The sequence below is a fragment of the Hoeflea prorocentri genome, from assembly GCF_027944115.1.
GTDB lineage: Bacteria > Pseudomonadota > Alphaproteobacteria > Rhizobiales > Rhizobiaceae > Hoeflea_A > Hoeflea_A prorocentri.
The window spans coordinates 2057708-2084278 of the sequence record NZ_JAPJZI010000001.1; the positions used below are offsets into that span (position 1 = coordinate 2057708).

Sequence of the window (26571 nt, forward strand, 5' to 3'; positions counted from 1 at the left end):
TGATGCCAATTTGACGCAATCCGGAAAAACAATGCGTCTTGCCCACACCTGAACATTTTGCTGCTGAGCATGCATGCAGTACACTTTATCAGAATGTTGCCCGCTGCCTTTCTTCATTGAAACAAAGAGACCGACAGCATGGAGAACCCACTCGTTTCCGACAAAGCCTATTTGCCGAGCGCTTCGCGAACAGACGCAGACTGCCCCCACGATATTCATATAAAAACCAAATACTTCAGTATGCTTTCTCGCAGGTTCCCTTTGGTTTTAACTGGTTTGTTTGCAGCGCTGGCGCTTTCGGCCTGCGGGAGCGGACAGCAGATAAAACTGTCGGAGGCGCCGGTTCCAACACCCCGGTCTGTTGCGACTCAACCAGCTTTTGAAAACCAACCGGCCCTTTCAAACAACACCTCGTCCGCGACAGCGGGCCTCGCGTCAAAGGCCGCCCCGCTCCCTGAAACCCGGCCAGATCAAAATGCACAGGCTGAGCCGGTAGAGCAGAACAATACGCAGGCACCGGTTCCCCGGAACGCGCCAAGGAAGACCGCTGAACCGGTTATAGAAATCGTTCGTGTAACCGAGAAACCGACGGGCACCACGGAAACAACGGAAATTGTGGAAACGTCGGATCGGCTGATCGAACGTAAGGAACAGGTAGAAACATCCGAGCGGATCATCGATCGCGTGGAAATCGATGAACAAAAGGCCCGTATCGAAGAAACGATTGAAGTTGTCGAAAGCACAAGAAAGACGGTCGACGTCGTAGAGATTGACAAGCGAACAGGAGCGACTGTCGAGACTGTTGTCGAAAAGGCACCCGTCGAGACACGCAAAAAACGCGTCACAATCGTAGTAAAAGATGACCGCAACGATGTCGTTGCCGGTCCAATGGACCAGGCGAGACGATTTGCCGGACCTGACGGCATCGATACGGGCAAACTTGCCGGCTTCGGGATCCTGGCTGTACAGGCCGGAATGCCGGCAAATGAACGTGAGCGCCTGTTAACGATCTGCGAAGCCTTCACATCACCGACGCCGGATATGACGGCATCCGCGGACGGCGCCATGACCACGATATGGCCGATATCGTCAGCCGCGCACGCCGAGGAGCTCAACAAGAGACCCGGCATGCCGGACTGTGCGCAAGCGGTTGAACGCTATGGCCTTGCCGATGCGAAGCGGGCGATTTCCGACGCGGAACGAACCGGCTGGATTTTGGATAATCGTGGACCTTACCTACTGGCCTGGTCGCCCCCGGAGGCAAGAGGTGCTTCAAACGCTCTCGTACTCCTGGCGGATCTGTCCGGCGTGGCAACCACAGAAGATGCACGCGCCGTCATGCACCGTTGGGCCAATGACATAGAAACCAATTCCGCGCTTTGGGATGGTTCGGAATGGGATACCGCCTTGCTACGGCCGATCATTGAAAGCTGGCGCGAAGAGTTTGGCACAAGAACATTGATGTTGCTGGGACCGGTCGGCGGTTAGCACAACGCTTGCTAAAAAGATTGATGATCAAAGGTCTTCAGACTCGAAATCGTCTGCTTCGTTCTCTTCCGTTTCCTCCACGGCGCAATCGATCGCATATTCCCGCCCGTCCCACAGGACAAAACATTCAGCCGACTCGGCCACATCCCTATCGGCTTCACCGCCGCAGGCTTTTGGTATGACAAACAATACGATGAAAGCCAGCACCGAGGCCGTAAAAGCGTTCTGCCAACCCTGATTGAGCATGAATGCGCCTCGTGCGAACCAGCCCTTGCGGGCATAACAAAGTCGATCCCAGTCTCATTCACCGGGTGGCAATTTGCAACAGTGTCGACAAACAGAGATAGCGAGGTCAGGCAACGTCTGTCGGCTCTGCTCTTTTAACACCCTTCGACATATTTTGGCGGCATTGGCTGGTGATGAATCTGACAGGGAGCGCCTGACAGGATCAGGGAGCGAGATGTGTACTCATCTGGAAAGACTGCGGTGGCCGCTGCAAGCCAGCGTCTGAATGTTATCGGCCAACTCCTTGTCAGCGTTCTGGCTATGCTGCTCACGGCAACCGGTCCGGCAAAGGCCGACAGCCAGTCCGAAGCGGACGGTTCGCCGCGCCCATACGACAAGACCGTGCGATTTGCAGCCGATGGGCTCACACTTGTTGGGACCCTTGCCCATCCGGGTGCGATCAAGCAGCCTCCCGTGGTGATCATCCTTCACGGCATGCGCGGAGAGCGCGACGGACCAAAAATCGCCGGCAGCGATCAGGGACTGTTCGAACGCATCGCGGAACAATGGTCACATTGCGGCATAGCCAGTCTGCGTTTCAGCACCCGCGGTAAGGGCGGCTCGGATGGAAACCACCAGGACATGTCCCTTGAAGGACGTATCAGGGAAACCCGATCAGCCATCCGCTGGGTGTCACGCCAACCCGACCTCGACTCTAGCGCTACCGTCATTTTGGGTTACAGCCAGGGGGCTGCAATTGCCGCAACCGTGGCGGGCCGGTTGGCCGCCACCAACGACATTGGCGCACTACTGCTGTGGTCGCCCAATCTCAATCCCCTCGCGCGCTATGAAAAAACCATCGGGATGGAAAAACTCACAACGGGGTTGAATGCACCCGAAGGCAAGGTCGTCATGATCGCACCCGGACTTGGCTTCAAACAGGCTTTTTTTCGTGATGTCTGGTCGTTGAATCCGGCCGGGGAAATCTCCCCGTTCCGCGGTCCAATCCATCTTGTCTACGGCGTGGGTGATCAAAGGACAGGCCCGGACGATGCCGAACCATTCCTCCATTTCCATGACGGCCTGCAAGACATGACCACCATTGACGGCAACCACCATTTGACTGCTTCTGCCGGCATTGACGCCACCGACGAACTGGCTTGGCAGCAGGCAGACTGGCTTTTCAACACCCTGGAAATTGAAGGGCCTGACTGTCCGCCAGCAGATGCCGGTGATGACTGAGTTGCCTGCGCCGTAGACGGCGTCCGTTGACGTTCAACCAATGCGCAGTGTCATGAATACGCTGTACGGGTCCTCGACATAGTCGGCGAATGGCGGACAATACTCGAACCCGAAACCAAGGTAGAGATTGCGGGCCGCCTCGAACTCGGCCAAGGACCCGGTCTCAAGGCTCAATCGCTCATAGCTGCGACGGAGTGCTTCTGCCAGAACCGTTTCCACGACCGCCTTTGCCACACCCCTGCCCCGCGCTGCCTGTGCGGTGTGCATGGATTTGATTTCGCCGTGCAGCGGATCAATCTCCTTCAAAGCGCCGCAGCCAAGGAGCAGCCCGCCTTCACGCACTGCCCAGAACGTCACATCCGGCGCTCGCAGGCTCTCCAGATCCAGCGCATGCGTGCTTTCGGGGGGCGAAAGAGAGGCCATGTGATCGACATGAGTTTGTAAAAGCCCGGCCACATCGGAACCGGTCAGATCGTCAATCAGGACCTGCATGTCTGGCGGCATGGCGATGCTCCTCTCATCCGCGGCGCAGCGTATCTGCCGATTGATTGAACAGCACATTGTTGTTCTGCGCGTTGTGCTGGCCTTTGTTCTGCCGCTCCTTATGAAGATTGACAGCCCTTCGCACAGCCGGACGTTCCTTGATTCGGCCACGCCATGCCGTCACATTCGGGAATTGTTCGAGAGAAGCGCCCAGCGGTTTGGCGATCAGTATCCAGGGAAAGCTGATCATGTCCGCAATCGAATACTCACCCAGTATATAGTCTCGGCCCTCGAGACGGTTCTCAAGGACTGCAAGATTGCGGTCATATTCCCCCAGATATCGCTTGAAACCGTACTCCTGGCCTTCAGGCGCATAGTTCTTGAAGTGGCTGAGCTGTCCGGCCATGGGCCCCTGGTTGCCAACCTGCCAGAACAGCCATTCCAGCGTTTCCTTTTCACCCTCCGGACCACCCGGCAAGAAACGGCCGGTCTTGCGGGCCAGATAGAAGAGTATGGCGCCGCTTTCGAACACGGAAACGGGATCGCCATCGACATTCCTGTCGACAATGGCCGGCATCTTCGCATTGGGGCTGATGTCCAGGAATGCAGGGGCAAGCTGGTCGCCTTGTGCAAGGTTGAGCAAATGCGTGGTGAATTCGAGGCCGCTCTCCTCGAGCATGATGGCCACTTTCCAGCCATTGGGCGTCGGTGCGTAATAAAAGTCGATCATGGGTGTGGTTTTGATCCCCGGTTGTGCTGCTGCGAGGGACTATGAGGTGGGGAGTTGCCAATGGCAAGCCGCCAGAAAACTGATCCGTTTCTGAGGCGAACCCGTATGATTCATCGGGAGAACCAAGTCGCGGGAGGTCTGCCTTGACTGTTTATGTTTCCGTAACCGGACTGAAACTGCACGGATGGCTGCAGCAAATCCCCTTTCACTGGCACGCTATGTGTTCATTTTGCCAAGCAATCAACGCGCCTGGAAATCTGCGAACCGAGGCGCGCACGATTGACGGCGTCCATCATACGTTGACGGTCTGGACGTCGCGCTCGGACATGCGTGCATTCCTCACAGCGGGCGCGCATGCCGCGGCCATGCGAAGCTACAAGTTGATTGGATCTGGAAAAGTCTACGGATATGAGTGCAACGGCATGCCTAGCTGGAAGGAGGCGCTTGCCGAGTGGCATCGTCATGGACGGCCGGTTTCCGGGACAAGAACCGCTGCAGATCGAGCCACAAAAGCACGCGCATGATATGGGCAACCGGTAGGCCACAGCGCACATTTCGCGCGGTCCGACGCAGACCATCAAGATCAATTGCGTCAAGGGCTTCGAACAATGCCGAACCGTGATCGACGATATCAGGATGATTTTCCAGCACCGATGACACGGCCGTCAATGTCTCGCCGTAAAGCTCAGCCTCATTGCCTTCCGTTTCGATGATCAGGCGCAGAACGAGCTCCAGGTGGCTCTCTCCAAGCGAACGCCCGATGCGGCGCAGTGTTCCCGGACAAAAACACTCTTTCGGTCCGCGTGCCTTTTTGTACATACGCGCGCCGTCATAGAGCTTGACGCCACAGCGCCTGGCGACCTTGTGGATGTCACAACGCTTTTTCATGGTTTGTGCGGTTCTCACATGTGCGGGCTTCACTCAAAACCCTTCAAATGTTCAGACACACCCAGTTTGCGGGCAGCCTGCTGACGGCTGAGCCCGGCGATTAGAAGCCGGACATACTGCGGCTCAAGTTCATTTGGCAAATCGAAGCCGCGTTGCGCGCGCTTGAACGCTGCGCGATGATCCGCACGCCGTGGCACACCGGACTTTTCAACCGGTGCAGACACAACATCTGCCCGCCCCTTTCGTACGCGATAACGACTCGCCAACTTACGGATATAGATTTCATCGACATCGAAACGATCGGCAATTTCGTCCGTCGGACACCCGGCCGCGTAGTCGGCCAGCAATTTCTCCTTGTCTAACAGGGTTAGCCTGCCTAGACGGCCTCGCGGTTTGGCGGTGGTGTCGATAAAGCGGGTGACGGGAGGGTGTTGTTCGGGCGCTGTCTTCATATTCAATCTGCTGTCCTGACGGCTGAGACTGGAGGGGCGGACTAAGGTGTTTGAGGTTTTACGGCCGGTGGATCAACCTGCGCGGACGGAAGGTCATCGAGTATGGACACACGGGCGACAGATACGGTTTTACGGCCCCACCCTTCCTCACCGGTCCCCGATGTCGGCTCGCCAAAGTCGACGACTTCCCTGGAAACCGATTGAATGCCCATATCTCGCGCAGCGGCTGTTCTTGTTTTGTTCTCTTTGGGAGTTGCCTTTTGAATGCGTGCTGAATGTTCCTGGGTGGGGAAGGGTTGCAGACGGTCAAGCTCTTCCGTTTGCGAAACTGCAGACAAATTGGCAGCACGCTGCGTCATGGATTTCACCTCTGAATTTGCGGATATCGGGTAACTTGCGTTTTATGTCATTATGGTATATTTGTCAATGATTATACCGATACGGTTTTTGTCCTCGAAACCAGTCTGGCATATACCCCATCCGGCGGAACGGATGAAACCGTGAGAAGGCACATGATTACAATCAGATCACTGCGGGAAGCCAAAGGGCTGACACAGGCCCGGCTCGCCGAGCTTGCTCAGACATCGCAGCCGCAAATAAGACGGCTTGAGGCCGGAGAGCGCCAGTTGACAAAAGACTGGGCCATGCGGCTTGCCCCTCACCTCGACATCAGCCCTTCAGAACTCATGTTTGGCGGGCAGGCATACGACCCGCCCTTGCCGTCCGGTCCTCCGGCAGGCGGTAGGTCTCACGACATCACGTCTGCGGCGGCTTTGGACCGCACGCCCCCCTACAAAGAACACAAAGAGAACAAATATACTCAAAATCCCGAATTCGGGGTTGCAGACGACGGCATCTTGCAATCAAATAATGAACAGAATGATTTGCAGAGCAGGCACCAGCCGTCAAACGCACGGCTTGGCAGTGAGTTGCCGGAGCTTCGGGTAAGCATTCCCGTATATGGCCAGGCAGTTGGCGGAGTTGACGGTGAGTTTGTAATGAATGGTGACCGTTTGGAGGACGTATTTGCACCGCCAAGCCTCTCATCCGTCGTCGGGGCCTATGCGGTTTATGTGGCGGGTGAATCGATGGAGCCGCGTTATTTCGACGGCGAGATCGTGTTCGTCAACCCGGTGAAACGCGTTCGGCGCGGCGATTTTGTCGTCGCTCAGGTAAAAACACAGGAGCACGGCCCGACCCTCGCCTATGTGAAACGGTTTTTGCGTTGGAACGCCGAGGAACTGGTGCTGTCCCAGTATAACCCGGAGAAGGAATTGCGCTTTGCCGCCAGTCAGGTTGTTTCGGTTCATCTCGTGGTTATGGGCGGAGCGGTATGACAATCCGGAATATCGGATGATCCGACAAACGTCGGATCCTACTCCGTTTGCCGATCATGTTTGAGCCCTATGTAACCCGTTGGCGCCTGCAGCCCGATGGCGTGGACATTCAAACGCATTCCAGCCATTTGCTGCCGGTAAGACGCGACAACGGAGAAGCGGCCTTTTTGAAGATCGCGTTGATGCCGGAAGAAAAGACCGGCGCTGCCTTTATGGTCTGGTGGGGTGGACACGGTGCAGCCGAGGTTCTGGCGCATGAAGGAGACGCATTGCTGCTTAAGAGGGCGCAGCCGACCCCTTCCCTCGCGCACATGGCCCGGAATGGAGAGGACGACGAAGCAACTCGCATCCTGTGTGAGACCGCAGCGGTCCTGCACCGTAAGGAGGGTGAGCCACCGGAATGCGCCATCGCACTTGACCAGCGATTCGACAGCCTTTTTGCCGTAGCTGAAGATGATGACGGCGTCCTGAACAAAGCCGCCAGGGCCGCAAAACACCTCCTTTGTTCCCAGAAAGACATCGTCCCTCTGCATGGTGACATTCACCACGAAAATGTCCTCTATTTCGGCCGTTCTGGATGGCTCGCGATCGATCCGAAGGGCCTGATTGGCGAGCGGGCTTTTGATTACTGCAACATATTGTGCAACCCGGATACCCGAAGGGCATTGAGCCCGGGGCGCTTCGCCAGGCAGATGGATATCATTTGCTGCACTGCGGCGCTTGATCGTGAGAGAATGCTGATGTGGGTGCTGGCATGGGCCGGCCTGTCTGCCAGCTGGCATTTAGAAGAACAATCCGACAAGGCGCAGACCCCCTTGGCGGTTGCCTGTATGGCCGCAGCTGAAATTGATTTATCGTGAAATTAGGGTCCGGCTGTTGCGCAGTGTTGTAAACACGGGCCCGGATTGAGAGGCGAATCTAGGTTGGGGAAAATGCATTGCACCCCAGCCCGATCACTATCAAAGGTTGCTTTTTGTATTATTCCCGTTTTACGTTTATGAACGGGCGCCTTATAAAAACACTTTTTGCAGACGTCCCATTATTTTTTGTTCTGGAGACTGTGTCCCCACATGCCGTTCCTTGCCGTTGCCGCTGCCTTGGGGGCATCCTTTTGCTGGGCCGCAGGAGCCCTGCTCGCTCATAAACCGGCAACCCTGCTCGGCCCCTTGGCTCTCACGCGAATTCAACTTGTCTGGGCTGCCGCAGCGCTGGTCGTTCTGGTAACACTTCAGGGTGGCTGGAACAGTGTTGTCTGGAGCCATTGGCCGGCCTTTGTCATCGCCAGCATCGTTGGCGTGGTGGTGGGCAATTTTGCAATCTTGTCCTGTCTGCAGCGTGGCGGCCCGAGGCGCGCGCAATTGCTCCTTTCCATGAATGGCCCATTTGCCGCCGTGCTCGGCTTTGTTTTTCTTGGCGAGGTTCTTACCGCTCAAAAACTTCTGGGCGGTGCACTGGTGCTTGCCGGGTTGGCACTTGCGATCCGCTACGGCAGCAATTCCCGGGATCGTCTTGAGGATATCAAGGGATCAGCCGCGGTCATGATTGCGTTGGGACTGCTGGCAGCGGCCTCGAACGCGGTGGGTCTCGTGTTTCTCAAACCGGCAATGCTTGCCGGAACAGACCCGTTGGCAGCCAATGCATTGCGTACCGCAGGCGGAACACTGATCGTCGCCCTGCTTGTCCTATGGCGTCCTATAATGTTTGCACCAATCAACAAGCCCGATATTCGGCTGTCCATCCTGGCGATAACACCCGGCATTTTGGGATACGTTGTCGCAGTCAGTCTACAACTCTATGCGGTTCGCTGGCTCGATGCCGGGGTGGCGGTGATCCTGGGGTCTGCAGCGCCGATCCTCATATTGCCGATGATCTGGGCATTCACCGGCCAAAAGCCACGCCTGCTCGCCTGGGTTGGCGCGATGTTGGCAGTGACGGGCACAGCGCTGATCCTGACCTAGAGCAAACCAAGCATCTCCAGCTGCCGGTATTTGTCCCAATCGACCCAACTCTCGACGATGCGGCCGTCCCGAATGCGATCGATCTCCATACCGATCCATACGGCCGTTTTTCCGGTGGGTTCATGGCCGGCATATTCACCGGTGTGCAGCACGGAAAACTCCCAGCGCGTCGCGACAAGATCCTCTTCAGCGATCTGCATGAGGATCCGCACTCGCGATTGTGAGAATGCCGCGTGATGGCCAGCCACCAGTGCCTGCCAATCGACAAGGTTGAGGTCTTTGACATCGCCCTCAATACTAGGCTCCTGATGATTGACGTAAGTGGCGGCAAACACCTCATTGACATCATCACCATTGCCGCTCGCCCAAAATTCAAGTGACCGGCGGGCCAACTGCTTGTTCAGTTCACTCACTTTCTTCTCCACAGCCATCGTCTCCGGCCGGCGCTAAAAATCCGTCGGCACCCCGCCCTCGGCCTTGCGCTTTTCAACAAAAGCGCGAAGTTCTTCGGCGATGGCTGAATCCAGTGCAGGCGGCTCATATTCCGCAAGGCGCTGTTTCCAAACCGTATTTGCTTTCTGCATCGCAGTTGGCTCTCCGGCTTCGCGCCAGGTTTCAAAGTTACGCCAATCGCTGAGGATCGGAGCATAAAACGCATCCTTGAAGCGTGCCTGCGTGTGCGCCGTGCCGAAAAAATGCCCGCCGGGTCCAACATCGGCTATGGCGTCGACACCCAACTCGTCCTCATCGAATGTCATTGGCGACATGAACTCGGCCACCATCTGCAGCAGATCGATATCGAGGATCATTTTTTCATAGGAGCAGCAAAGCCCGCCTTCCATCCACCCGGCGCCGTGTTTGAGCATGTGGCCACCGCTGTTCACAGCGCCCCAGAGGGAAAAAACGGATTCGTATGCGGCCTGTGCGTCAACCGTGTTGGCGGCGCAGACATTGGACGTGCGATACGGAACCTTGTAGCGGCGCGCCAGTTGACCCCCAATGTGCTGGGCTTTCATATATTCCGGCGTCCCAAATGCCGGGGCTCCGGACTTCATGTCGACATTCGAGGTAAAGCCGCCATAAACGGCAGGCGCTCCGGGACAGACCATCTGGCTGAATGCCAGGGCTGCAAGGGCTTCAGCATTCTGCAGCACTAGCGCGCCCGGAATAGTCACCGGCGCCATGGCACCTGACAGCGTAAACGGCGTGATGACGACAGGCTGCCCCATGGATGCCATGTCGATAATGCCCTGCATCATCGGCGCATCCAGTTGGAGCGGCGAATTCGTGTTGATGACGGTAAACACCGACGGCCGCCTGCGAAGCTCGTCCTGCGAAAGGCCGTGGGCGATACGGGTCATCTCTATGGCATCGGCAATGCGTTCCTTGCCCAAGGAATAAACGCAATAGGCTTTGTCGGTCAGTGTGATGAGGTCGGAAATGCAGTCCAGATGCCGAATGGACGGATGGAGGTCGACCGGTTCAACCGGGTATCCGCCAGTCGCATGTATGATCGGGTGCAATTGGGCAAGGCGCAGGAAGTTGCGGAAATCATCCTGGTTGCCGCTGCGTCTGCCGCGATCCAGACAGGATGCGTTGGGAGCACTCGCCATTTGGCAGAAGACCATCTGTGGGCCGCCGACGATCAGATTGTGATGCGGATTGCGTGCATGAAGGGTAAAACGGGCCGGCATGGTCGCCATGGCCTGTGAAATCAGCTCCGGTTCAAAACGCACGCGCGTCTCTCCGTCACTGACCTCGGCTCCGGCACGTTTCATGATCATGCGCGCTTCATCGTGAAGCACATTCAATCCGGTCTCGCTCAGAACCCTGAGTGAAGCATTGTGAATCTGCTCCACCGCTTCGGACGATGCCAAATCAACAGGCGGATAGTGCCTTGTAGGCTGTACGAACGGACGGGCGATGGCATTCGCCCCGGAACGCTTTGCTTCACGTCCACCACGGCGACGGCGCGGGCCGTCTCCCCCCGAGATCACACTTGCCATTAACCCTCCTATTTCCCGGGCTTGGCATGCAGGTCCAAAATGACCTTGCTGGCGTCACCCTTGTTGAGCACTTCAAAACCTTCTTCAAAATCTTCAAAAGCAAATCGGTGCGTGAGGATCGGCGAGATGTCAAGACCGCTCTCCAGCATGGCCAGCGCCTTGTGCCATGTGTCGAACATCTCCCGGCCGTAAATGCCCTTGAACTGCAGCCCCTTGAAGATTGCCTTGTTGAGATCGATGGTAACCGCCCCGTGAAATATGCCGAGCAGTCCGACCTGCCCGCCATTGTTAAGGTTGTCGATCATCTCCTGAAGAGCGGCTGCCGAGCCGGACATTTCGAGGCCGACGTCGAATCCTTCCTTCATGCCCAACTCATGCATCACGTCGTCCAGTTCCTCCTGACCGGCGACAACCGCGCGCGACGCGCCCATCAACTCGGCCAGTTCCAGCCGTTTGGGATTGATGTCGGTAATCACGACATGTCGCGCGCCAACATGACGGCAAACCGCCGAGGCCATGAGACCGATCGGGCCGGCTCCGGTGATCAGCACATCCTCTCCGACAAGATCAAAGCTCAAAGCCGTATGAACCGCATTGCCCAACGGGTCGAGAACCGAGGCGTACTCGTCGGCAATGTCGTCGGGGATCGGATAGACATTGTGTTCGGGTATAACGAGGTAGTCGGCAAATGCGCCGGTACGGTTGACCCCTATCCCTTTGGTGTCGCGGCACAAATGTTCACGCCCTGCCCGGCAGTTGCGGCATTGACCGCAGACAATATGCCCCTCACCGGAAACGCGCTGTCCGACCTCGAAACCGTTGGCGCCGTCACCCAGTTTGTCGATATGCCCGACAAACTCGTGGCCGATGGTCATCGGCACAGGAACCGTCGATGCCGCCCAGTCGTCCCAGTTGTAGATGTGCAGATCAGTGCCGCAGATCGACGCGCTGTCGATCCTGATGCGAACCTCGCTCGGTCCGGGCTCCGGGATTTCTATCTCAGTGAGCGCCAGCCCGGAAGCCGGCCTTTGCTTGATGAGTGCGCGCATCGTTCCTGTTCCTAACCGATGATCCCGTGCTCCATGCCGGCCTGCGTGAAGGCGGCAACGGCGCGGCCAACCTGTTCGGGCGTATGTGCGGCCGACATCTGGGTGCGGATGCGTGCTTTGCCCTCCGGTACGACCGGGTAGGAAAACGCAATGACGTAGACGCCGTGCCGCAGCATGGTGTCCGCCAGTTGCGCGGCTTTTGCCGCGTCGCCCACCATGACCGGAACAATCGGGTGCTGGCCTTCTATCAGAGTGAATCCCGCGGCAGACATTCCGGCGCGGAAACGCCCGGCATTGTCATGCAAACGCCTTCGCGCATCTGTTGCTTGCTCGGCGATCGATATGGCCTCGATCGCTGCGGCGCAGATGGCCGGCGCCACTGCATTGGAAAAAAGATACGGCCTGGCCTTTTGTCTGAGCAGATCGACGATGGGGGAAGCAGCGGCGACATAACCTCCCGATGCCCCGCCCAGCGCCTTCCCGTAAGTTCCGGTGAGAATGTGAACACGCCCCTCAACGCCGAGCATCTCGGCTGTTCCCGCACCGCGTTCACCCATGAAACCGGTCGCATGACAATCGTCGACCATGACCAGCGCATCGTGTTTTTCCGCCAGATCGCAAATCGCGGGAAGGTCAGCGATGATGCCGTCCATGGAAAACACGCCGTCTGTCACGATCAGCCGGTGCCTGCAATCCTTCGCCTCGATCAATTGCTGCTCGAGATCGGCCATGTCGTTATTGGCGTAGCGAAAGCGCTGGGCCTTGGACAGGCGAATGCCGTCAATGATCGATGCGTGGTTGAGACTGTCGGAGATAACCGCATCTTCCTTACCGAGCAGAGCCTCGAACACGCCGCCATTGGCATCGAAACAGGATGGAAAGACAATTGCATCTTCCGTGCGAAGGAAGGCCGCCGTGCGCTCTTCAAGCCGGCGGTGGAGGTCTTGCGTACCGCAGATGAAGCGGACGGACGCCATGCCGAATCCATGGCTGTCGAGGGCCGCTTTCGCGGTTTCGATCAGCCGTGGATTATCGGCCAGACCAAGGTAATTGTTAGCGCAGAGATTGAGCACCTCCTGCTCGTGGCCCCCGGTGTCACGGGTTCGGATGATGGCGGATTGTGGAGAATAAATCAGCCTCTCACGCTTGAATGTACCTGAAGCTTCGATATCGGACAGCGTCTTGCGGGCGGAATCGATAAGGGACCGGGACATGACCTTCCTTTGCAACGAATGGCTTGCTGTATGCTCGCGTTAATCGGGTCTGCTCAAAATCAGGATACCGTCAGTGGTAAACACTCCGCCACACAATAGCAGACTTGTCTGCAATTCGCCTTCACTGCGCCTGTGACGCGCTCCCTTCAAGGCAGTCGGATTGCGATCGCAGTGCGCGTGCTATGTATTCCATAAAGGCTTTGACCCTGGCGGCGTTGCGGATGTCCGCATGCGTCAGCACCCACAATGAGGTATCCATCGCCGGCAGCGGGTCAGTCACACGCATGACATAGCGGGAGCGGTCGCCAATGCAGCACGGAAGAGCGGCCAATCCCGCACCCGCTGCAACACAGTCGTGCATCGCGACGAATGTGTCCGCAGTCATGGCAATGCGCTCTGCCGGAACGTTTTCCTTCATCCAGTTTCCGACCATGGATCCGGTCAGCGCCTGACCGATTCCGACCCATCGGGCATCGTCCATCTGCCCGCTGCGTTTGGCTGGCGCGATTGCTGCTAGCTTCTCTCTTGATCCGTAAACGGCAAAGGCCAGCCCTGATACGCGCTGTCCCACCAGGGTTTCAGGTGGCTGTTTTGAAGGCCTGATTGCAACGTCCGCATCCTGCCGGGTCAAATTGAGGCGCGTTGTCGTAACCGAAATATCAAGACAGATACGGGGATGACGGAGACTGAATTCCCGGATCATGGGTGCGAGAACCGAAAACAGAAGCGAATCCGTGGTCGTCACGGTCAGTCCGCCTTCCAGGCGAAAATCGCTACCGAGCAGATCGCGGCTTATGCCCGCGACGCTTTGCTCGATATCACGCGCCGCTTCGACGACTGCGGCGCAAGCAGCCGTGGGACGATATCCCGACTGATGCCGCTCAAACAGCCGAATACCGTTTTCATCCTCGAACCTGGATATTCTTCGCAGCACGGTGCTGGCGTTGACTCCAAGCCGTTCCGCAGCCGCAACAGCGGACCCGGCTTCTGCCACCGCGATCACATAGCGAAAGATGTCCCAGTTCGTATTCTGCATAAATGCAGATTGAATATGCAAAACTTCACGTTGTCGAGCGATATCGCATTTTTTAATGTTTGTAAGGTGAATGTACGAATTTGGCCTAGATAGCGGCTGAAAACGGAAAGACGCCGGACTATATGCGGTCGGTGGCACGCGGTTCAACCACCGCGCAATACGCAGAAACAACTATGATGATAATGGGAGAACATAATGTATCGCGCATTTTCAATGGCAGTGCTTCTGACGGTCGGCCTTGCAGGCGGCTCGCTCGCGGCGGACGCTTCGCTGGATAGACAGACAGTGATGAAAAACGTCGGCGCAGCGACCGGTGTGGGTGCCAAGCTGGCAAAGGGAGAGATGGAATTCGATCCCGCTACAGCGCAGCTGGTGTTCAATACGCTCAATGCCGCCGCGAATGGCTACGGATATATGTTCGGTGAAGGAACCGAGAGCGGCAATGATACGGAAGCCTCACCCAAAATCTGGGAAGACAGGGCCGGGTTTGACGCTGCGGTCGCTCAGTTCGCAGCCGATACAAACGTGAAAATCACAGACCTTGCCAGCTTTCAGGCAGCATTTGGAGCCGCTACGAAGAACTGCGGCACGTGTCACGAAACATACCGCATCAAAAAGCAGTAGCCGAACTCGAACGGTTCCAACCGTATTCGCTTAAGCAGCTTGTCATTGTCCCGGTTCACCTTTTGGAGAACCGGGATTTTTCGCTTTAGGAGCCGCACTTTGAAAACGGCCGGCAATCGCCCGGTCCGGACCGGCAGGTTTCGCTGAAACGAGCAAGACGGCTTATTTCTGATCCTCGGCGATCGGCAATCCCATTTCCTTGTAGAATTTGATCGCCCCGGGATGAAGCTGATGCGTTATGTTGACCAAGAGCTCGTCGTCGACGCCATTCCACCATGCGGATTGCTTAATCAGACCCGGCCTCACTTTCCAGAATGCCTTCGTTAGAAGGTAGGCCGTTTCGGTGTCCATTGCCGCCGTGGTGTAAACCACCATCGGTACGGACGCCGCGATGACATCATCAAGTTGTCCGGCATAGGTTCCGGCGGGAATAACCATGCGCGTACGCCGTGTTTTCGTTAACTCGCCGGCATCCATGTTCAAGAGGTTGACGCTGTATTCATTGGCAATCTTTTCAACCATCGGCATCGGCCAGAAACCGGCAACGACAAAACCGGCGACCTTATCATCCTTCATATTTGCCAGGGCATCCTTTGGATTGCCGTCAACGATGGAAACACTGCCTTCCAGTCCAAACAGTTTGATATACTTGGCGGCTTCTCGCGCGGCAAATGTGCCGTTTTCCGTTTGCAGCGACTTTCCGCTGAGTTCGGGAAAGGACAACACGGCCTCTTCGCGAGCCATCACGAAATGCATGGTCAGCGAGGGTGCCGGAAACAGGGCGCGTATATTGTCGAATGCCTTGCTCTGTTTGTTGGCGAACATTGCCTTGCCCTGTTGTGCAAGGTCCACAAGTACGGGCTGCGACATGAACATGTAGTCGTCTTTTGCCATCTCCACATCGAGCACATTCTGGCTCGAACCGGTGCTTGGCTCATCGACAATGGTGATTGTGCCGCCGGAACCATCCTGCAAAGCCTTCGAAAGCTCTGCCCCTATCTCGTGATAGGAAGATGATTGCGGGGCGGATTTGAATGTGATGTTCACATCAGCCTTCACCGGCGTGGCCGCCAGGACAATGAGCGGAAAAGCAAGGCTGAGCAGCTTAAGCGTCGATAACAATGCCGGGTCCTTCCGGTGAAAAATCAGTTTGCCCGCCGGCGAGTGGTGAGCGGCCCGTTGTACAAAGGCCTGCCTGCCTTCTGCCTCGCGAAGCGCTTGCCGATCCAATACCGACTCGCTTGCCCGCCCACGCCTGTAACGAAAACAGCCAAATCGTGACAAAAAGTTGATCGCGTGCCCCTTTTGTGACCATCGCCTCATCATGCCGCTTTTTTTGGCTGCGAAACCACGCCGGGAAAAACAGAACACTCATTAGAAGCGGCACGGTGTGAATGTTCCAACTCAATAGCCCTTTGCACGGTCCACACCCCTCGGCACAAGCCCTGTTTCGAAATATGCCGAAATGTTTGCAGCCACGATCGCACTTGCGGTCACACGGTTCGTCGGCGCCGAAATGTGCGGCAGAACTGTTACCGAAGGGTGCGTCCAGAAGGGGCTTTCCTCTGGCAATGGTTCTTCATCGAAAACATCAAGAACCGCGTGATCTATATGCCCCCCGTCAAGCCTGTCGAGGAGTACGGTGCTGTCCAAGATTGGCCCGCGGGCAAAATTGATAAGGCTTGCGCCTGCCTTCATCTCCAAGAGCGCGGCACTGTCCAGCAACCCCCGTGTCTGTTCGGTCAAGGGAAGCAGGATGACAATAATATCCGACAGTTGAAGGATATTCCGCAGGCCTTCGGCCCCGTGAAAAGTTTCAACGCCAGCCATGTCGCGTGGTGTCCGGCTCCAGCCACGGACGTCGAACTCCTGCTCCCGCAGCTTCGCGGCGGAAGCCCGGCCAAGGTTTCCCATGCCCAAAACACCAACGGCGCGGTCGGTCGGAAGACAAAGCTCATGGAGCTGCCACAAGCGCCGCCCCTGCTGGCGACGATAGCGCGGCATGTCACGGTGAAGATAGAGCGTCCAGGCCAGCACAGCCTCGGACATCGCCTTTGCCATTTGAGGATCTTCCAAACGAACTATGCGCGGTCCGTCATGCGGCAGTTCCGCCGCAATATGTTCGACACCAGCCCAAAGGCTATGCACCCATTCCAGATTGGCCATCGTGGCAAGATCGGCCGGGTCCGGGTTGGCGACGATCGCGACCCGGACCGCCTCTCGCTCCTTATCCGTCAACGCATCAAGCGGCTCAATCCGGCAACCGGGTATGGCGTTGCGCAAAGCATCCAGCCACCTGTCATGATCCGACTGGTCGATCCTCGAAACGAACGGAATGATGGAGGACATATCCACAAATCTCTGGTTTTGAAGCAAAATCTCCGCCCGGCGACGGTTAGCATCGCGTGGAGATTATCGCAATGTGCAATGGTACCGTCAGCGCGACACCTCATAGAACCTGCCATCATCCAGACCGAGAACAAAGCCCTTGAAACCGTTCGTATTCTGGAGCACGATTGCCTTGTCGATCCTTGTAGGAAGCGGGATCGTTTCCCGATTGACCGGGCCGCTCGGGCCCCATCCCACGATACGCAACGTCCTGCGATCCTTGGAAGGCAGGGCAAGCTCCAACCGCCCATCACCATCTATGTCTGCGACCGCCGACAGGCGAAGCTCGCGAGACCCGATGACATGGTTTGAAAAGCCCTCCATCGCAGCCAACTGCTTGAGGCGTCTGCCATCGAAGGAAAGAAATATCAGCGTGCCTCCGATGTGTGGCGTGCGCACATAGGCAATTTCAAGTCCCGGCCGCCCGTCCAGATCGTGAATTGCAGCAATATTGAGCCAGCGGTTGGCGCGGCCTATGGGGTCCGTGGCGGCCAGTTCGACAAGCCGCCCTTCCCGTATTCCATAAATAACTACGGCTGCGCCCACGGCCTGCCCGGCCCGGATTGTGATCACCTCAGTCAGCCCATCACCGTCGAGGTCTGCCAGGCGTGGTGTCCGGTCCTCAAAGACCTGATTTTCCGGCAAGCTCAGTGTCAGCACAGTCCCGCTGCGTGTGCGGACAACCAACTCACCCGCCTCGATCGCATCTCCGAGAACCGCATGTGCATAGCGCTCTGTCGGCGCGCCATACCAGGCTTCGCGAATGTCTCCTGAACCGGATGCAACCCGCCCGTCTGGCAAACCGCCCGGCGGGGTACGTTTTCCAGGCTCCTTGCTGATTTCTGAGGGCACCTTAATATCCAACGACGGTTCAACCCGCCAAGTGTCAGCAGCATGTGATCCCGGAGGAACGAAACCGGCAATCACAATCAGGCAAAACAGGAACGCGCAACGGTTCATATGTCATTTACTCCAAAATCCGGTGTTCGCAGCGTAGTCGAGCCCGGTTGATCGTCACCGGTCGCGAAGGCTCAACCTGCGATAATTTTGACGTATTTTCCGAAAACCCAGCCGGTCTTGCCCGGACCGATATAGGGTCGATCGGCTGAGGCAGGGGAACAATTGATATCAGGCGATCCGTAGGCGATGCCGAACCAGCCATTGTTTTCATCAAAAATCCAGACTTCATCATTCGTGTTGATTTTGTTCAACATGCGATGCCCGCTTCCTGGGCCAGCGCGGACTGCCAGGAAGTTATCGCCACTCGGATCGAGACCGGTCACCACGCCGAAGCTGCAAGTGGCAAGATCGTCAGCAGCCCATACCATCACCGGGATATCGAGTTCCTCGGCCAAAGCCGGTCCGAGCACCACCGAAGCAGCCAAAATGATTCCGGCAAACAGCTTGCGCATTCTGAGTTCTCCATTTGTTGGGACAACACCTTCCGGTCCGAGGATTGTTAAGGTGAAACGGGATTGCGCGCATCCGCCAGTATCCGTCCGCCAATGGCGATGAAACAGACGCCGGCCACCCTCTCGATCCAATGGCGTGAGCTCTCAAGACGGCGCATCACCGGGCCCGACGACATAAAGAGGCTGACGGCGGAGTACCATAAAAGCGCACTTGTAAAAACGAGCGCAACCATAAGAACCATAAGCCAGAATGGTGTCGTATCGGTGACAGCGGTGGCAAAGACACTTGCAAACAGAACAATGGCTTTCGGGTTCGTCAACGTGACGAGAAAGCCGAAGACAAAGGCGTTGTGGCGTCGACCGGACGAGGTATCAGACACTTCGATCGGCTCCGCGCGCGTGAACAGCAGACGCAGGCCAAGCCATGCAAGATAGCAGCCTCCAAGCACTCGGACCGTCCAGGCAAGCCATTGATATTCCACCAATATGGCAGAAAGCCCGACAAGGCTCAGGGCCGCGTAAAGTACCAAACCCAGGGATACGCCAAGTGTTGTCAGCAGCCCGGCAATCGCACCACCGGTCATGGAAGAGCGGACGACGGCAATGAAATCCGGACCCGGCAGCATGAGAGCCGGGATGAAGATTGCAAAAACTCCCGCAAGGATCAGCATTTGATTCACGTTCAGAACTCCTTCCGCCGCATGCAACCGCCATGCCGCTTTCCAAGAGACTATCCCCGATCACCGCATATCAGCAACGGCCGACCTGTAATCCAAAGCGTCTTTCCTCGCGTAAAGATCTATGGGAGCAACAAACGGAGCACAAAGGCAATGTATGTGACAGCCTTTTTTGCCGGCCTGCTTGCCATGTTTTACAGCCTGCTGGCCTTTCGCGTTATACGCAGCCGGCGGAGCGCTCGTATCGCCTTTGGCGATGGCGGCGATAAGGCCACGCTGCGTGCGATAAGGGTGCATGCCAACTTTTCCGAATATGTTCCGTTTACACTCCTCCTGATGGCGCTGGCGGAATGGCAGTCCGTGCCTGCATGGATCCTTATCCTCATGGGCACCATGCTGACCACGGGCCGGTTTATCCATGCCTACGGCGTCACCCGTGAGCCTGAGATCACCGGATCGCGAACACTCGGCATGGGACTGACCTTCGCAGCTTTGATCGTACTGGCCGCGCTCAACCTGGCTCTCGGTATTTACCAGGCGCTTTAGGAGGCAGAGACCATAATGCGGTATTCGCCTGTCCGGTTGGGATTATAATGCCTTATCGCGGCATAATAGGTGCCCTCACGCAGACGCGCGACGATCCGGGAGTTCTGACCGCGTCCGCCATCATCATTCTCGGCGACTTTCGCTGTCTTGCTGTCCGGGCCGAAAAGCACCATCACGACATCGGTTGAACCGGTCGTCTCGATGATGTGCATGCCGTCCTTCTTGACCTTAAAGCTGAAGAGATCCTCTTCGCCGGCGCTCGAGATTTCCGCTTCCGTTCCACGCATGACATCCAGTTCAACGATATTCGGGTCCGCACCGCCCCGGCCCGGATACATCACCGCACTGGCAATGAAGGCCTTGTCCTGATCGGACAGATCGTTGTTCTCGCTGGTCGCTCCCATATTGGTCGTCCAGCTGTCCGGAAACGCGTAGAGCATGATCGACTGCGGATCGAACTCGGTTCCGTGCACCTGATCGGCACTATACTTGTTGAGCACATTATGACGGATCGTCGCCTCGTCCCAGAAGTTCGGAGCACCCGACAGATCATCGATCACCTGCTGCTCGTTCCACATAATCCCGCCATCGGGGTTCTGATGTTCATGGCTCAAGCCGATCATGTGGCCGAATTCATGCAGGATCACACCCTGATCCAGCCAGCCCAGATTGAGCGTGGCCGCATGCAGCGGGATACTCGCATTGTCCGTTCCGACATAGGACCAGGCGCCGTCATTTTCATCAAAGGTCACCCTGATTTCGGCGCGTGGATCGTCGGTGAAATCAAAGTTCAGATTGGCATGGTCGGTCCACATGGGGGCCACCTGCCTGACCATGTCCTGCTGCTGTTGGGTTCCGCCAAGAAAACGGATTCTCAACGTGCTGCCGTTTGCCCATTGCTTGCCGATCAGGCTTATCGCGCGTTCGCGGCCGCCGATCATGCGCGTACGCTGAACCTTGACCAGGTCTTGCGGCAAGATCCGGTCGTAACACATATGTTTTGCTGCCTTCATTCCTTGATCCTCCTGCTTGCTGCTATTGGTTCTGGAAAAGCGGGCTGTCGTAGCGCGGACCGGGCGCGACAAAATTCGGCACCTGATTGTCTGCGACCTGCTTGATGCGATGTGTGGCGAGTTGCTCCAGTCGGATGAGATCGGCGCTGGCGTGTTCCTGATCGCGCAGGATGCGGGCAAGTGAATAGGTGAAAGCGCCGTAGGAGGTCACGCCGTGCCTGTATTCATAGGCGAGCTGATCCTCCTGACAGGCCTGAAGGATAACGGGAAGGAACGGCCCCATATGGGCCAACTCGTCACATTTCGAGTTGAAAGTGCGGTTGTCCATAGTCAACAGGTCCGTGGAACGCATCAGCCGCCTTTGTCCGTTGCCGCCGAAATAGCCAATTCTGCGCACCGCCTTGTTGCCGCTCAAATCAGCATTGGCATTGCCCGGACGCCGATGGACCCACACTCCGTTTTTGGCATCCCACTTCATTGTCCTGTGACGAATATCGTCAGGTGGAGACAGGCCGCGCGGCTTCGCGCCGCCGGCGCGTGTCATACCACCTGAATGACAGCAATCCAGTATCGCAGTGAACCGCGCTCCGTAGGGCAGCTGGCTGTAAAGGTCATGGAACCGGTCATCGGTGATCGCTCGGTCGCGCGACCAGTCGAAATCATAGGGCACCAGGCACTCGTCGACGCGGTCAATCGTTTCATCGGCACCGTAATCGGCCAATTGGGTGCCGTGACCGGAAAAGCACAGCACGCGTTGTTGTCCGTCGCATGTGCCTTCCAGCAGCCATTCCAGCCGCCGCCAGATTTCAACGGCTGTTGCCCTGTGGTCCAGGAGCAGCCGGATATTCTCGGACTCAAAGCCGTTTTCCTGCAGGATTTCACTCATCAGGAAAGCGTCGTTGACGCAGCCGTCGAGGCGCATCTCCGGATCGTCATAGGCATTGATGCCGATGATGAGAGCGCGCCGCTCATGGCTCCCGCCACGGCGGATTTGCCTTCGGGCAGCACGCGACTTGTTGCGGTCACGCCAGCCCGACAGCGTGTCCTGCCAGACGGTCTGGCTGACGCTCTCATGGCTCAGGTAATGCGGCGCGTAGTGATCCGTTATGCCGTCCGCGTCGAAGGTCGTGTTGACCTCCTCAAACGTATCGTCGGTGATCCTGACCCGCGTCGTCAGCACGTCGTCGTGAATGTTGAACAGATGATACCAATGCGCACCTTCAAGCGGCTCAAGCCGTCCGGCAAATTGCGCCCGGACAAACGGATTGCCGATCTGTGATCCGAATGACACGAATGTCCGGCCATCGGCACGGTCCTTGTGGTCCGGATGGCGAAAGGTGTCATAGGCGATCAGGCTGCCAAGCGAATGGGCGAAGATGATGTCGGGTTGAAGAACCTCGATATGGTCCGCAAGGGCCGTGCGGAGCGCATTGCGCAAGGGTTCGTTTTCGGCCCATTGCACGACCATGCCGGCGGTCCAGCGCACCGTTTCGGTCAGGCCGCGGGCAGCGCGGGCACCGGGTGACGGAAGAGCTCTTGGCCGCGGTGTCAGTAAATCGCCGATCCCGTGTACAAGCCCGCTGACCGCCAGCTTCGCCAAGGCTTCAAGCGTTCCCTGCGGCGTAATGTTGAAGTGCTCGAAGATGTGGTCGTGAAGGAAATAGGCGACTTCCAATTCGACTGGCTGACCTACGCGGCGCGCGGCAAGATCCAGAGCCCTTTCCCAATTGTCTTGCCACGCACCGCCATTCGGGTGATGTCCGACGCCATGAATGCAAAGTACTTTTACTGCGGGCATTATTATTCCTACAGTATTGATTTCAATTTATTTGCTTATATTGACTATATACTACAATCTAATCAGGAATAAGCCAGATCGCCATAATATTCCGTGAACTAAGATGACGCTTCGTCTTTATTCGTGATCTCTACGTCAGTCTCTCGCGACCGCACGTGCCGGATTGCCCACAACCGTTGCACCGGGCGGAACATCGCGGGTCACCACACTGCCCGCGCCGACGATGGCGTTGGCTCCAATTGACACGCCGGGCAAAATGACCGCGCGCCCCCCAACCCAGACATTCTCGCCGATTGTGACAGGCTTGGCGACTTCAAGACCGGCTGCGCGCTCAACCGGATCTTTGCTGTGCTCTGCACAATAGACATGGACCCCCGGTCCAAACATAGTCCCTGCGCCGACATGGACCCTGGCCGTGTCGAGAATGACGCAGCCAACATTCATGTAGACCCGTTCCTCCAAAAAGAGATTGTAGCCATAGACGCAATGAAACGGGGCCTCCAAGCGAATATTGTCTCCGGCAAGGCCGAAAAGCGCGGCGAGTTCCGGCGCGACATCGCCCCGCTTGGATGGAGGCATCGAATTGTGACCGTGGACAATCTCATAGGTCCGGCTGCGCAGCCGGTCGAGTTCGTCATCAACACAGCAATACATCAGCCCGGCTTCCATCTTCTCGCGTTCGCTGGCCATTTCGCCTCCTCTTCGCCGACTGCTTTTCCTTTGTCATGCACCGCTTGCGCTGGGTCAAGGACATCCGCGGCCTCACCGTTAAGCTGGGGATATCGAATCAGCGGAAAGAGTGTCATGTCGAAGATTGTGATCATTCAGGGGCATCCGGACCCGGCAGGCAACCGGCTTTGCCACGCATTGGGCCATGCCTATGCAGAAGGCGCACGGGACGCCGGACATGACGTTGAATTCATCGAAATCGGGAAACTGGATTTTCCGCTCCTGCGCAGTCCGGTTGACTGGAACGCGGGTGCCGAGGCCACGCCGCCAGTGCTCATACCCGCACAGAAAGCCTGCCTTGACGCAAACCATCTCGTCTTCATCTACCCACTATGGCTTGGCACAATGCCGGCACTCCTCAAAGGGTTTCTGGAGCAGGTGTTCCGGCCGGGCGTCGCCCTCAGCCAGGGCGACGGTTTCCCCAAGGCCATGCTGCGCGACAAGTCTGCACGTATCGTCGTCACCATGGGCATGCCAGCCCTTGCCTACCGGTTTTTCTTCATGGCGCACAGTTTGAAAAACCTGCAGCGCAACATTTTGGGCTTTGTCGGCATCAAGCCGATCCGCAACACATTGTTCGGCATGGTCGAAGGTGTCAGCGACAAGAAAAGGTCGACCTGGCTCGAACAGATGCGCTCGCTCGGGCGGCAGGCGCGCTAGAGCTGGTCAGTCACGCCTGATTGTCACCGACCACCAAGGCGGCGCCTGCTTGCCGTAACTGTGCTGCTTGCCGGGAACAAGCGGCGAGGCATCATCGAAGGACGCAATCGTCAGGGAAATCTTGTCGTATCCCTCATCAATCGCGCAAACGGTTCCGCCGCATTTCGGGCAGAAACCACGCCGGGTCTTTTGCGATGACTGATAGAGCGCGGGTTCACCGCCCTCGCCGGTCCACACGAGCCTGTCGATCGGAAATTCAACCCAGGCGACCGTCGGTGCACCTGACCAGCGCTGGCATGTCCTGCAGGAACACAGGTGCGGGAATGTCGGCCTGCCCTCCACCCGGAAACGAATATGTCCGCAAAGGCATTGCCCTTCATGGTTCTTCATGTCGATCCTCCGCGTGGCTTGAACACCAAGGTAAATAGAGGTGTTAAAGCAAACTTTTTAGGTCACGGAGCGGGACATATTGATGCGCCTGCATGTCGCCGCCGATCCATCCAAAACCGGTAAAGCCCGCGGCGCTGCTGCCAGGCTCCGGCTCGGTCGCGTGACCGGAAAACACATGCTGCAGTTCCAGCAAGGCATAGGGCCGCGCCCAGAGCCATTCTCTATTGGCCACTGCTTTCAGGTCCGGCTCTGGAAGAGCCTCGTCGCTCCATGCGAAGAAATAGAGACAGAACCCGTAGTCCTCGACCGGCTGAACGGACATCAGACGCATCTGAAGCCGGTTTTCGCAATAGTCGCGTGCCGCATTGATATCGTTGACCCGCAGGGTGATATGCGCCAGCGTCGCTTGCCCGCCAATGGGGTGGCCATCCCCTGGCGCGCCTGCTCTTCCCTCAAATCCCTGTTGCAGGAGTTCAATCGCAAAGCCCTGCGGATCGTGAAGATGGCTCATATAGCCGATATCCTTGAACTGTCGCGGTGCGGTCACCGCGCAACCGCGCGTTGCGAGATATGCTACGGCCGTATCGAGATCGCGGACCGTTATTCCGATCTTCCAGTAGAGGCCGTCGGGTCGCGACCTGTATGGCGAAGACGCACCGCCCGTCAGCTCGAGCAAACACTGGTCGCCATCATAACCAAGCAAGGGTTCATCCGGTTTGCCAAAATCGCGCATGCCCAGAATTCCGCTGTAGAATTCAACGAGTTCCTGTGGGTTTTCAACACGAAGGCAGTGGCGTGAAATCTTCATCGGATTCTATACGTCAAAGTGTCAGAGAACCGGCGTAGCTTAGCAGCAGGCCAAGCAGCGCCGAAACTGCAAGCACCCGCAGCATGCCCCATTTGAGCACCAGCAATAAAATGCCGGAGATGAGCGTCAGCAAAACGACCCGCCAATCCAGTGTTGCGGGATCGGGTTGCCACACCATGATCGGGCCATAGCTCCGAGCGTCAACCGTCGTGAAGGCGACATGCAAGGCGAACCAGATCGAAAGGTTCAGGATGACACCGACAACGGCTGCGGTGATCGCAGCCAAAGCGCCCCGTAGCCGGGGCTGTGCACCGATCCAGTCAATGTAAGGCGCACCGGCAAAAATCCAAAGGAAGCATGGTGCGAAGGTCGCCCACAGCGTCACGAGCGCACCGGCGATACCCAGTATCAATCCACCTTTGCCGAAGGCGGACAGGAAGCCGACAAACTCCGTTACCAGAATAAGGGGGCCCGGCGTCGTCTCGGCAAGCCCAAGACCGTCCATCATCGCGCCTGCCGAAAGCCAGCCATGATGGCTGACGACATCTTGCGCCATATAGGCAAGCACGGCGTAGGCGCCGCCGAACGTGACAACGGCAAGCTTTGAGAAAAAGAACCCGAGTTCGGCCAGAAACGAAGGCCCCAAAGCCGTAATAGCCAGCAACGGCAACCACCATATCGCCAACCACAGGGCGATGGTCTGAACCGTCTTTGCAAGTGATGTCTGCCGAACAACCGGCTCCTGCACGTCACCTTTCGGCATCCCACCCAGGAACCCGATCAACGCCGCAGCCAGGATAATCAAAGGAAATGGCAGGTTGAGGAAAAAGATGCCGATAAATGCCAGCGCCGCGATGGCCCAATGACGGGACTGATGGAGCGCCCGTTTTGCCACCCGCAGCAGTGCCTCAATAACGATGACCAACACCGCTGCCTTGATCCCCAGGAACAGGGCCGAGACCAGCGGCACGCTGCCGAGATAGGCATAAAGCACAGCCAGCCCCAGCATGACCGCGGCTCCGGGCAGCACGAACAGCAACCCGGCAATCAACCCTCCGGCAACGCCCTGAAGCCGCCAGCCAGCATAGGTGGCAAGCTGCATCGCCTCGGGACCCGGCAACAGCATGCAAAAACTCAGCGCGTTAAGATATTGTTTTTCCGCTAGCCAGCGCTTTTCCTCGACCAGCACCCGGTGCATCAATGCGATCTGTGCGGCCGGTCCGCCGAACGACAGGATTCCAATCCGCCAAAAAGCCGCGATAAGTTCAGGAAGCCGCGCTGTCGCCGGCTCCTCGGCCTCAATCGGCTTCGGTGCGCTCATCGCTGGATATACCACACTGGTGCGCACGCAGGCCGGACTGTTGCAATCTCAAACGCTTGCCGCATCGCGCGTTCTTCCCATGCCGGTTTGCCTGATG

General features: G+C 57.3%; 30 protein-coding genes. 8 read left to right on the plus strand and 22 right to left on the minus strand.

Annotated elements, in window-relative coordinates; translation table 11 throughout:
• Positions 1-615 precede the first annotated feature (615 nt).
• Positions 616-1488, plus strand: a complete 873-nt coding sequence (locus OQ273_RS09685; protein ID WP_267990241.1) for a hypothetical protein — start codon at positions 616-618, stop codon at positions 1486-1488.
• A gap of 27 nt (positions 1489-1515) precedes the next feature.
• On the opposite strand, the gene OQ273_RS09690 is transcribed toward OQ273_RS09685, so the two are convergent.
• The gene (locus OQ273_RS09690) at positions 1516-1734 is read right to left on the minus strand and encodes a hypothetical protein (protein ID WP_267990242.1); all 219 of its coding nucleotides are present in this window, start codon (positions 1732-1734) and stop codon (positions 1516-1518) included.
• A 216-nt stretch (positions 1735-1950) separates the two neighbouring features.
• Between OQ273_RS09690 and OQ273_RS09695 the strand changes: the two genes are divergently transcribed.
• On the plus strand, positions 1951-2955 hold the full coding sequence (locus OQ273_RS09695) for an alpha/beta hydrolase (protein ID WP_267990243.1): 1005 nt from the start codon (positions 1951-1953) through the stop codon (positions 2953-2955).
• A gap of 33 nt (positions 2956-2988) precedes the next feature.
• Here the strand turns inward: OQ273_RS09695 and OQ273_RS09700 are convergent, their stop codons facing one another.
• The 5 genes from OQ273_RS09700 to OQ273_RS09720 form a co-directional block, all read right to left on the minus strand.
• Complete coding sequence (locus OQ273_RS09700) at positions 2989-3459, minus strand: GNAT family N-acetyltransferase (protein WP_267990244.1); 471 nt, start codon at positions 3457-3459, stop codon at positions 2989-2991.
• Between the two features lie 13 nt (positions 3460-3472).
• Entirely contained in the window at positions 3473-4168 is a 696-nt protein-coding gene (locus OQ273_RS09705; protein ID WP_267990245.1) for a glutathione S-transferase family protein, read from the minus strand.
• Positions 4169-4594: 426 nt separating this feature from the next.
• Complete coding sequence (locus OQ273_RS09710; protein ID WP_267990246.1) at positions 4595-5056, minus strand: hypothetical protein; 462 nt, start codon at positions 5054-5056, stop codon at positions 4595-4597.
• Positions 5057-5085: 29 nt separating this feature from the next.
• A complete protein-coding gene (locus OQ273_RS09715) occupies positions 5086-5514 on the minus strand; it encodes a hypothetical protein (protein ID WP_267990248.1) in 429 nt (142 codons plus the stop codon).
• A gap of 35 nt (positions 5515-5549) precedes the next feature.
• Positions 5550-5867: a hypothetical protein gene (locus tag OQ273_RS09720; RefSeq protein ID WP_267990249.1), complete on the minus strand. Its 318-nt coding sequence runs from the start codon at positions 5865-5867 to the stop codon at positions 5550-5552.
• A gap of 153 nt (positions 5868-6020) precedes the next feature.
• Here OQ273_RS09720 and OQ273_RS09725 point away from each other — a divergent pair, with 153 nt between their 5' ends.
• From OQ273_RS09725 to OQ273_RS09735, 3 genes are all read left to right on the plus strand, one after another.
• A complete protein-coding gene (locus tag OQ273_RS09725) occupies positions 6021-6845 on the plus strand; it encodes an XRE family transcriptional regulator (protein WP_267990250.1) in 825 nt (274 codons plus the stop codon).
• 56 nt (positions 6846-6901) lie between these two features.
• Positions 6902-7705, plus strand: a complete 804-nt coding sequence (locus OQ273_RS09730; protein WP_267993069.1) for an aminoglycoside phosphotransferase family protein — start codon at positions 6902-6904, stop codon at positions 7703-7705.
• A gap of 210 nt (positions 7706-7915) precedes the next feature.
• A complete protein-coding gene (locus OQ273_RS09735; protein ID WP_267990251.1) occupies positions 7916-8803 on the plus strand; it encodes a DMT family transporter in 888 nt (295 codons plus the stop codon).
• Here OQ273_RS09735 and OQ273_RS09740 read toward each other — a convergent pair.
• The 5 genes from OQ273_RS09740 to OQ273_RS09760 form a co-directional block, all read right to left on the minus strand.
• Positions 8800-9216: an ester cyclase gene (locus tag OQ273_RS09740; protein ID WP_267990252.1), complete on the minus strand. Its 417-nt coding sequence runs from the start codon at positions 9214-9216 to the stop codon at positions 8800-8802. The genes OQ273_RS09735 and OQ273_RS09740 overlap by 4 nt on opposite strands.
• A 33-nt stretch (positions 9217-9249) precedes the next feature.
• The gene (locus OQ273_RS09745) at positions 9250-10809 is read right to left on the minus strand and encodes a trimethylamine methyltransferase family protein (protein WP_267990253.1); all 1560 of its coding nucleotides are present in this window, start codon (positions 10807-10809) and stop codon (positions 9250-9252) included.
• 8 nt (positions 10810-10817) lie between these two features.
• On the minus strand, positions 10818-11858 hold the full coding sequence (gene tdh / locus OQ273_RS09750; protein WP_267990254.1) for an L-threonine 3-dehydrogenase: 1041 nt from the start codon (positions 11856-11858) through the stop codon (positions 10818-10820).
• 11 nt (positions 11859-11869) lie between these two features.
• Positions 11870-13072: a glycine C-acetyltransferase gene (locus OQ273_RS09755; protein ID WP_267990255.1), complete on the minus strand. Its 1203-nt coding sequence runs from the start codon at positions 13070-13072 to the stop codon at positions 11870-11872.
• A gap of 121 nt (positions 13073-13193) precedes the next feature.
• Positions 13194-14108 carry a LysR family transcriptional regulator gene (locus OQ273_RS09760; protein WP_267990256.1) on the minus strand — a complete coding sequence of 305 codons (915 nt, stop codon included), beginning with the start codon at positions 14106-14108 and terminating at the stop codon, positions 13194-13196.
• A 195-nt stretch (positions 14109-14303) separates the two neighbouring features.
• Between OQ273_RS09760 and OQ273_RS09765 the strand changes: the two genes are divergently transcribed.
• Complete coding sequence (locus OQ273_RS09765) at positions 14304-14732, plus strand: c-type cytochrome (protein WP_267990258.1); 429 nt, start codon at positions 14304-14306, stop codon at positions 14730-14732.
• 162 nt (positions 14733-14894) lie between these two features.
• Here OQ273_RS09765 and OQ273_RS09770 read toward each other — a convergent pair whose 3' ends face one another.
• The 5 genes from OQ273_RS09770 to OQ273_RS09790 form a co-directional block, all read right to left on the minus strand.
• Positions 14895-15854 (minus strand): TAXI family TRAP transporter solute-binding subunit, encoded by a 960-nt coding sequence (locus OQ273_RS09770; protein WP_271292103.1) that lies wholly within the window; start codon positions 15852-15854, stop codon positions 14895-14897.
• Between the two features lie 282 nt (positions 15855-16136).
• Entirely contained in the window at positions 16137-17081 is a 945-nt protein-coding gene (locus OQ273_RS09775) for a 2-hydroxyacid dehydrogenase (protein ID WP_267990262.1), read from the minus strand.
• Positions 17082-17168: 87 nt separating this feature from the next.
• Entirely contained in the window at positions 17169-17972 is an 804-nt protein-coding gene (locus OQ273_RS09780; RefSeq protein ID WP_267990264.1) for a hypothetical protein, read from the minus strand.
• Positions 17973-18151: 179 nt separating this feature from the next.
• Positions 18152-18532, minus strand: coding sequence for an SH3 domain-containing protein (locus tag OQ273_RS09785; RefSeq protein ID WP_267990266.1), 381 nt, complete (start codon positions 18530-18532; stop codon positions 18152-18154).
• Between the two features lie 47 nt (positions 18533-18579).
• Positions 18580-19203: a LysE family translocator gene (locus OQ273_RS09790; RefSeq protein ID WP_267993070.1), complete on the minus strand. Its 624-nt coding sequence runs from the start codon at positions 19201-19203 to the stop codon at positions 18580-18582.
• Between the two features lie 159 nt (positions 19204-19362).
• Here OQ273_RS09790 and OQ273_RS09795 point away from each other — a divergent pair, with 159 nt between their 5' ends.
• Positions 19363-19755, plus strand: a complete 393-nt coding sequence (locus OQ273_RS09795) for an MAPEG family protein (RefSeq protein ID WP_267990268.1) — start codon at positions 19363-19365, stop codon at positions 19753-19755.
• Here OQ273_RS09795 and OQ273_RS09800 read toward each other — a convergent pair.
• The 3 genes from OQ273_RS09800 to OQ273_RS09810 form a co-directional block, all read right to left on the minus strand.
• Positions 19752-20768, minus strand: coding sequence for a M12 family metallopeptidase (locus OQ273_RS09800; protein ID WP_267990270.1), 1017 nt, complete (start codon positions 20766-20768; stop codon positions 19752-19754). The genes OQ273_RS09795 and OQ273_RS09800 overlap by 4 nt on opposite strands.
• Positions 20769-20790: 22 nt before the next feature.
• Positions 20791-22566 (minus strand): caspase family protein, encoded by a 1776-nt coding sequence (locus OQ273_RS09805; RefSeq protein ID WP_267990272.1) that lies wholly within the window; start codon positions 22564-22566, stop codon positions 20791-20793.
• Positions 22567-22701: 135 nt separating this feature from the next.
• On the minus strand, positions 22702-23256 hold the full coding sequence (locus tag OQ273_RS09810) for a sugar O-acetyltransferase (protein ID WP_267990273.1): 555 nt from the start codon (positions 23254-23256) through the stop codon (positions 22702-22704).
• 114 nt (positions 23257-23370) lie between these two features.
• Between OQ273_RS09810 and OQ273_RS09815 the strand changes: the two genes are divergently transcribed.
• Positions 23371-23955 (plus strand): NAD(P)H-dependent oxidoreductase, encoded by a 585-nt coding sequence (locus OQ273_RS09815; RefSeq protein WP_267990275.1) that lies wholly within the window; start codon positions 23371-23373, stop codon positions 23953-23955.
• A gap of 6 nt (positions 23956-23961) precedes the next feature.
• Here the strand turns inward: OQ273_RS09815 and OQ273_RS09820 are convergent, their stop codons facing one another.
• The 3 genes from OQ273_RS09820 to chrA are packed head-to-tail and all read right to left on the minus strand — an operon-like array spanning position 23962 to position 26474.
• The gene (locus OQ273_RS09820; RefSeq protein ID WP_267990277.1) at positions 23962-24345 is read right to left on the minus strand and encodes a GFA family protein; all 384 of its coding nucleotides are present in this window, start codon (positions 24343-24345) and stop codon (positions 23962-23964) included.
• A gap of 43 nt (positions 24346-24388) precedes the next feature.
• Complete coding sequence (locus OQ273_RS09825; RefSeq protein ID WP_267990279.1) at positions 24389-25153, minus strand: VOC family protein; 765 nt, start codon at positions 25151-25153, stop codon at positions 24389-24391.
• A gap of 13 nt (positions 25154-25166) precedes the next feature.
• Entirely contained in the window at positions 25167-26474 is a 1308-nt protein-coding gene (gene chrA / locus OQ273_RS09830) for a chromate efflux transporter (protein ID WP_267990281.1), read from the minus strand.
• Between the last annotated feature and the right edge of the window lie 97 nt (positions 26475-26571).